This window comes from Roseateles sp. P5_B10 (assembly GCF_056400485.1).
Genome location: NZ_JBFULE010000222.1, coordinates 1 through 7,264 on the forward strand (window position 1 = coordinate 1; position 7,264 = coordinate 7,264).

General features: G+C 68.3%; 7 protein-coding genes. 1 reads left to right on the forward strand and 6 read right to left on the reverse strand.

The features are described from left to right. Positions 1 to 73: 73 nt before the first annotated feature. The 6 genes from AC1DU6_RS14940 to uraH all read right to left on the reverse strand — a co-directional run bounded on the left by AC1DU6_RS14940 (position 74) and on the right by uraH (position 6,186). Positions 74 to 385 (reverse strand): HDOD domain-containing protein, encoded by a 312-nt coding sequence (locus AC1DU6_RS14940; protein ID WP_477858002.1) that lies wholly within the window; start codon positions 383 to 385, stop codon positions 74 to 76. Positions 386 to 724: 339 nt separating this feature from the next. Beyond that, positions 725 to 2,020 carry a glycerate kinase type-2 family protein gene (locus tag AC1DU6_RS14945; RefSeq protein ID WP_477858004.1) on the reverse strand — a complete coding sequence of 432 codons (1,296 nt, stop codon included), beginning with the start codon at positions 2,018 to 2,020 and terminating at the stop codon, positions 725 to 727. A gap of 7 nt (positions 2,021 to 2,027) precedes the next feature. Then, positions 2,028 to 3,206, reverse strand: a complete 1,179-nt coding sequence (locus AC1DU6_RS14950; protein WP_457393637.1) for a urate hydroxylase PuuD — start codon at positions 3,204 to 3,206, stop codon at positions 2,028 to 2,030. A 131-nt stretch (positions 3,207 to 3,337) separates the two neighbouring features. Continuing rightward, the gene (locus tag AC1DU6_RS14955) at positions 3,338 to 4,876 is read right to left on the reverse strand and encodes a methyl-accepting chemotaxis protein (RefSeq protein WP_477858006.1); all 1,539 of its coding nucleotides are present in this window, start codon (positions 4,874 to 4,876) and stop codon (positions 3,338 to 3,340) included. A 199-nt stretch (positions 4,877 to 5,075) separates the two neighbouring features. Then, positions 5,076 to 5,843, reverse strand: coding sequence for a xanthine dehydrogenase accessory protein XdhC (gene xdhC / locus AC1DU6_RS14960; protein WP_477858008.1), 768 nt, complete (start codon positions 5,841 to 5,843; stop codon positions 5,076 to 5,078). Further along, positions 5,833 to 6,186 (reverse strand): hydroxyisourate hydrolase, encoded by a 354-nt coding sequence (uraH, locus tag AC1DU6_RS14965; RefSeq protein WP_477858010.1) that lies wholly within the window; start codon positions 6,184 to 6,186, stop codon positions 5,833 to 5,835. Before uraH ends, xdhC begins: the two co-directional genes overlap by 11 nt. Positions 6,187 to 6,218: 32 nt before the next feature. Between uraH and puuE the strand changes: the two genes are divergently transcribed. Further along, positions 6,219 to 7,184 carry an allantoinase PuuE gene (gene puuE / locus AC1DU6_RS14970; RefSeq protein WP_477858012.1) on the forward strand — a complete coding sequence of 322 codons (966 nt, stop codon included), beginning with the start codon at positions 6,219 to 6,221 and terminating at the stop codon, positions 7,182 to 7,184. The last annotated feature ends 80 nt before the right edge of the window (positions 7,185 to 7,264 follow it).

Genomic DNA, 7,264 nt, shown 5'->3' on the forward strand with positions numbered 1-7,264 from the left:
GCGAGGATTTTGCAACGCCGCGCGCGGCCTTTCCGGCCGCAACCCGAAGGGAAGGCTAGCCGCCAGGGGCCAATCAAGGCAGGCCCTGGACCTTGGGAAAGGCACCGCTCAGGCAGGCGGCCATGGTGAGGTTGCGCAGCGTCTCCAGGCCCAGCGCATGGGCGGCGTCAATGACGGTGGCGATCTGGTGCGCGGGGCTGTAGTGCGCCGTGTTCGCCAGGCGCAGCACCTTGGCGGTCAGCGCTGCGTCCTTCTCGATCAGCGCGGCGATCTGCGAAATGCCGACGTTGTCGTCGTCGAAGCTCTTCAAGAGCCGCGAGGCCACCTCGGGCATGGTCGGCAGGGCGTTGTGCCTGACGAAGAAACGTTCGGCAGCTGCACTCATCTTTGACCTCCGGGGTGATGACAGTCGGGCCAGTCTAGGACGAAGGCCGCGGACTCGCCACGGACTTCACGTCAGGGCCTGTTAACACCACGGCAATGGGCCGCGAAGGCTAGCCGCCAGGGGCCAATCAAGGCGCAGCGCGCCGCCCGCACTCATGTGCGGGCCAGCGGTGCAACGCCGAGTGGCCCCTGGCGGCTAGCCTTCCCTTCGGGTTGCGGCCGGAAAGGCCGCGCGCGGCGTTGCAAAATCCTCGCCGGGCACCCAGCCCGGCTGCGATTTGCGCCTTGCTCGCGGCCTTTCTGGCCACAACGCGGCCCGTTGCCGTGGCGTTAACAGGCCCTAAACGATCAGCAATGCGCGGAAGTCATTCACATTCGTGAAGCTCGGCCCCGGGACGAGCAGGTCGCCCAGCGGCGCGAAGAAACTGGCGCTGTCGTGCTCGTCCAGCAGGGCCTGCGGATTGAGCCCCAGGGCGCGGGCGCGGCCCAGGCTGCTGGGAGTCAGCAAGGCACCGGCATGGGGGCCAACACCGTCGATGCCGTCAGTGTCGGCGGCCAGCGCATGGACGCCGGGCTCGCACTGCAGGGCCAGCGCACAGCCGAGCAGGAACTCGGTGGCGCGGCCGCCTTTTCCAATTGCGGCCGCGAGCCGGCTCGGGTCGACGGTCACCGTCGTTTCGCCGCCGGACAGGATCACGCAGGGCCTGGCAAAGGGCTCGCCGCGGCGTGCGACGGCGCGAGCGAGCGCCGCATGCATGCCGCCGACCACGCGCGACTCGCCTTCGATCTCGTCGCTGAGGATGTGGGCGGCGATGCCCTGCTCGCGGGCAAAGGCGGCGGCCGCCTCCAGGCTCATTTGCGGCGTGGACAGCATGACGAGTTCATGGCCGGCTTGGGCGAAGTCACCGGGCTTGGGCGTCTCGAAGGTGCCCGACTCGAGTCCGGCGCGGGCGGCGGCGAGCAGTTCGATCTTGTAGCGCCGGCAGATGGCCAGCGCATCGGCGCAGGTGGTCGGGTCGGCCACCGTCGGGCYGGAGGCGATGACGGCCGGGTCGTCACCGGGCACGTCGCTGATCGCCAGCGTCAGCACCCGCGCCGGCGCGCAGGCCGCGGCCAGCCTCCCGCCCTTGATGSSCGACAGATGCTTGCGCACGCAGTTCATCTCGTCGATGGCCGCGCCGCTGTTCAGCAGGGCGCGGTTGATCGCCTGCTTGTCGGCCAGCGTCAGGCCGGGCGCGGGCAGGCTCATCAAGGCGGAGCCGCCGCCGGAGATCAGGCAGATGACCAGGTCGTCGGCAGTCAGGCCGAGGGTCAGGGCCAGCAGCTTCTCGCTGGCGGCCAGGCCGGCGGCGTCCGGCACTGGATGAGCCGCCTCGACGACCTGCAGCCGGCGCGGCTTGTAGTTCGGCGGTACATGGCCGTAGCGGGTGATGACGAGGCCCGACAGCTTGGCGTCGGCCGGCCAGGCGGCTTCCAGCGCCTGGGCCATGGAACCGCCCGCCTTGCCCGCGCCAAGCACCAGGGTGCGGCCCTTGGGCGGCGGCGGCAAATGCGCCGCCAACACCCGCCCGGGCAGCGCGCGCGCGACGGCCACGTCATAGAGCTGCCGCAGCAGCGCGCGCGGGTCCAGGCTCATGCCAGGCTCATGGCTGCTGAGCCCAGCGGCCGATCAACGCGCGCTCTTCTTCCGTCAGGCCGGTCGCGTTATTCAGCGGCATGGCGCGCTGCACGATGACCTGCTGGTAGATCTGGGCCTTGTGGGCGCTCAGGCCCTCGGCCGAATCCAGCCGCACGCCCTTCTGCGCCACCTCGCCGGTATGGCAGGCCAGGCAACGCTGGGCGGCGATCGCCTGAACCTGCTCGAGCGTGACCGGCGCGGCCGCGGCGGCCTGCGGCGCGGGCGCCATTCTGACGATGAGCCCACCGATGAGTAACGCTGCCAGGCCCAGCGAATCCCAGCCGTTCACGCCCTTGTGCCGCTTCACGAAGAAGATGCGGATCGACACGCCCGCGGCCATCAACACGCACAGCACCAGCCAGTTGTCCGGCCGCTGGTACAGCATGCCGTAGTGGTTGCTGAGCATGGCAATCAGCACCGGCAGGCCGAAATAGGTGTTGTGGACGCTGCGCTGCTTGCCGCGCTGGCCATAGATGGGGTCGGGCTTCTGGCCGGCACGCATCTGCGCGATGACCTTCTTCTGGCCCGGGATGATCCAGTGCGCCACGTTGGCCGTCATCATGGTGGCCAGCGTCGCGCCGACGATCAGGAAGGCCGCGCGGCCGGCGAAGAGATGACAGGCCAGCCAGCTTTCCAGCGCGACAAAGGCAGCGACGACGGCCATCACGCGGCCGTCATTGCCGATTTGCCCATCCTTGGTGCGGCCGAGGGCCTGGCAGGCGATGTCATAGACCGCCGAGCCGACGACCAGGAAGCCCAGCGCCGCCGCCACGGCCTGCCAGGGCGCGCCCCAGGTATGGACGCGCGGGTCGATCAGCATCTGGCTGGCATTGCACAGGTAGAGCACGACGAACAGCGCAAAACCGCTCATCCACGTCCAGTAGCTCTCCCAATAGAACCAGTGCAAGTCCTGCGGCAGGTTGGCCGGCGCCACCATGTACTTCTGCGGGTTGTAGAAGCCGCCGCCGTGCACGGCCCAGAGTTCGCCGTCCACGCCCTTGGCCTTGAGGTCATCGGCGGTCGGCCTGACGAGGTGGTTGTCCAGCCAGACGAAGTAGAAGGACGCGCCGATCCAGGCGATGACGGTGATGACGTGCAGCCAGCGCAGCAGCAGGCTGGCCCAGTCGAGGAGGTAGATATCCATGAGCGGTGGTGTTCTCGCACGGCCCCACCACGGCGGGTGCTGTGGGGCCCAGGGGTCGCGTCAGCGCAGGCTCAACGCCTCCGACACCGCTGCGACAGGGCGGAAGTGTATGCAGCAGCGGCGCCTTGGCGTCAGCCCTTCTTGAACCCGACGTAGGCCACGCCGATCACCGCACCGCGGCCGTCCTTGATCGGGCTGTAGCAGGCATCGAACCGTTTGCCCAGCACTTCCACTTCGCCGCTGAAGGACTGGCCCCGGCTGATCGTCTCGTAGGCCTTGGCTCGCGCCAGCGGCGTACCCACGCCGCGCGTGCCCTCGGGCGTGAGCACATTGGTGCTGATGCGCACGAACTCGTCGCCGGACTTCACGAACACCGTGGCCGTGGCACCGGTCTTTCGCTTGAGGTCGTCCACCAGCTCGTAATCGTTGTTCAGCTTGCGCGCGCCGAAGTAGAGGCCGGGCACTTGCTTGCCGCCTGACGTTTCAGTGCCCCGGAGCTCGGGCGCACCGAGTTGTGCCAGGCGCGCCTGCATGTCGGCGATGAGGGCCTGGGGGTTGCCGGCCGCGTGCAGCCGGAAGAACGCAACGGCGCCGACGAGTTGCTGCGCCTGATCKCGCAGGCTTTCGGCGGCGGCGGCGCTCTGCTCCACCAGGGCGGCGTTCTGCTGCGTGCTGCGGTCCATCTGGACGACGGATTCGCCCACGTCGTTCACGTGCCTGGCCTGCACGGCGCCAGCGGCGCTGATCTCGTTGACGATGCGGTCCACCTTCTGAATGGCGTCCACCACCTGCTGCATCGTCTCGCCCGCGCCGTCCACCTGCCGCGAGCCCTGCTGCACCTGCTCGCCGCTGTCGGCGATGAGCTGCTTGATCTCCTTGGCCGCGTTGGCGCTGCGTTGCGCAAGGCCGCGCACTTCCCCGGCGACGACCGCAAAGCCTCGGCCCTGCTCACCCGCGCGAGCCGCCTCCACTGCGGCATTGAGCGCCAGGATGTTGGTCTGGAAGGCGATGCCGTCGATGACGCCGATGATCTCGGCGATGCGTGCCGAGCCGTGGCTGATGGCCTGCATGGTGTCCACCACCCCGCCCACCACGGCACCGCCGCGCTCGGCCACGCCGCAAGCCGTCGTGGCCACGCTGCTGGCATCGCGTGCATGGTCCGCACCGAGCAGCACCTGCTGACGCAGCGTCTCCATCGCGCCCGCCGTGCGCTGCAACTCAGCGGCTTGCAATTCGGTGCGGTGGGAGAGGTCGGTGTTGCCCGTGGCTATTTCGGCGCTGGCCATGGCCACGCTCTCGGCGCCCTCGCGCACCTGGGCGACAACCGTGATGAGCCGCTGCTGCATCTGCGCCAGACCCGCCATCACGCTGGCCTGGTCGCCGGGTTTGACGGGCACGTGGTGGGTCAGGTCACCTTGGGCAACATACTGCAGTTGCTGCGCCACGACGCGCGGCTCGCCGCCCAGCTCGCGCAGCAGCGCACGCGACAGCACGACGGCCAGCGCCACGACGGACAGGAGGCTGGTGATCAGCAGGCTCCAGATGAGTGCCTGCCCCAGCGATTGCAGCGCCGCCACGCCGAGCGCCACCGTCAGCATGACCAGCCAGCCGAAGGCCAACCCAAGCTTGTGCGCGGTCGACAGTCCGGCCCGCTTCTCGTTCAACGCCATGTCAATTCTTCGTGCACGCGCCAACCGCAGCAGGCGCCGCCGCCGGCGTCGAAAGAACGGGTTGGGCCATCAAAATCTCCGTGTCGGGGCGCATGAGTGCAAACAGCAAAATTGATCCTGCAGCCCGGGAGTATTGGCTGCATCCGAACGTGCCGAAAGCTCGACGCCGGCGTTGTAACACCGCGTGCCGCGATTTAGTTCACGGCAATGCAAGAACCTGTGCCAACGCCGCAATTGCGATGACCGCCGGCTGCTTGCCCGCCACGCCGGGCACGCCGATGGGGCAGACGACGCGAGCCAGGTCTGCGTCGGTGAACCCGCGGGCCTCCAGGCGTTGACGAAAGCTCGCCCATTTGGTGCGGCTGCCGATCATGCCGATAAAGGCCAGGTCGCCCCGCTCGCGCTGGCGCTTCAGGCAGGCGGCAATGATCTCGAAGTCCTCGGCATGGTTGTGGCTCATGACGAGGACGGCCGAACCAGGGGAGAGATCGTCGACAGCATCGGCCGCTGGATCGCAGACCTCCTGGCGCCAGCCGCGCTCGGGCGGTTGATCGGGAAACTGGTTATCGCGGCTGTCGATCCAGTGCAGCGCAAGCGGCAGGTCGCGAGCGATTTTGGCGATGGCCAGGCCGACATGGCCGGCGCCAAACAAGGCCAGGGGCCGCTGCGATGGCCGGGGCACATGGGCGGCCAGGTCTTCACCCGCTGCGACGCGCTCGAAGGCCAGCCAGACCACGCCGCCGCAACATTGGCCCAGACTGGGGCCGAGGGGATAGCGCACCTCCGCCTCCAGTTCGTCGCCATCCAGCGCCCGGCGGGCGCGGGCAATGGCGTCGAACTCCAGGTGGCCGCCGCCCACGGTGCCGGTGATGCCATCTGGCGTCACCGCCATCCAGGCGCCCTCCTCGCGCGGCACGCTGCCGGTGGTGCGGGCGACCGTGACGAGAATCAGCGGTTCAGCTGCCACGGTAGGTCGAGTAAGCCCAAGGCGATGCCAGCAGCGGCACGTGGTAGTGGCTKTCTTCATCAGCAATGCCGAAGTCCAGCGGCACCTCGTCCAGAAAAGCCGGCTCCGGCAACACCGTGCCAAGGGCGCGGAAATACGCAGCCACCTCGAAGACGAGGCGGTAGCGACCCGCTGTCAGGGCCGCACCGTCCAGCAGGGGGCCGTCGGCGCGGCCGTCCCCATTCAGGTGCAGGCTGCGCAGCCACTTGGGGCCTTCGGCGTCGAAGCGGTACAGGCGCACGGCCATGCCGGCGGCGGGGCAGCCATTGGCGGTGTCGAGAACATGTGTTGTGAGCTTGCCCATGGAATCTCCGTCGATTGATGCAAAGTGTAGGGATGAGCACGCCCCACCAGCCCCGGTATCCCCGCGACCTCGTCGGCTATGGCGAGAACCCGCCCCACGCGCAATGGCCCGGCGGCGCCCGGGTGGYCGTGCAGTTCGTCCTCAACTACGAAGAGGGCGGCGAGAACTCCGTGCTGCATGGCGACGCCGGCAGCGAGCAGTTCCTGTCCGAGATGGCCAACCCACCCAGCTTCCCGGCGCGGCACCTGAGCATGGAAGGCATCTACGAGTACGGCTCGCGCGTGGGCGTGTGGCGGCTGCTGAAGGAGTTCGAGCAGCGCGCGCTGCCGTTGACGGTCTTCGGCGTGGGCATGGCGCTGGAGCGTTCGCCCGAAGTGACCCAGGCCTTCGTCGAACTCAACCACGAGATCGCCTCCCACGGCTGGCGCTGGGTGCACTACCAGAACATCGACGAGGACACCGAACGCGCCCACATGGCCCAGGCGATGGCCAGCCTCCAGCGCCTGACCCTGGGCCGCGACCCGCATGGCCTGGGCTGGTACACCGGCCGCGACAGCCCCAACACCCGTCGCCTGGTGGCTGATTTCGGCGGCTTCGACTACGACAGCGACTACTACGGCGACGATCTGCCCTTCTGGCTGCAGGTCAGGAAGACCAACGGCGAGCTCGCGCCGCACCTCGTCGTGCCCTATACGCTGGACTGCAACGACATGCGCTTCGCCCTGCCTCAGGGCTTCAGCCATGGCGAGCCCTTCTTCGAATACCTGCGTGACAGCTTCGATGTGCTCTATGCCGAGGGCGCCGACAGCCCGAAGATGATGAGCATCGGCATGCACTGCCGCCTGCTCGGCCGCCCCGGGCGCATGCGCGCGCTGCAGAAGTTCCTGGACCACATCGAGGCGCATGACCGCGTCTGGGTCTGCCGGCGGCTGGACATCGCGCGGCATTGGAAAACTACCCATCCGTTTGACGCCAAGACGGCCTTTGTCTGGGAATGATGGGCTCTCGAACCATGCCGGACAGTGGACTTTTGACAGCGGCCGCGATATTGCTCATCGGCGGTCTGTTGCTGGCCGAT

What these genes read in the sequence shown, in the direction of transcription:
- AC1DU6_RS14940 (WP_477858002.1), bottom strand. Translation starts at nt 385, where the DNA reads ATGAGTGCAGCTGCCGAACGTTTCTTCGTCAGGCACAACGCCCTGCCG.
- AC1DU6_RS14950 (WP_457393637.1), bottom strand. Translation starts at nt 3,206, where the DNA reads ATGGATATCTACCTCCTCGACTGGGCCAGCCTGCTGCTGCGCTGGCTG.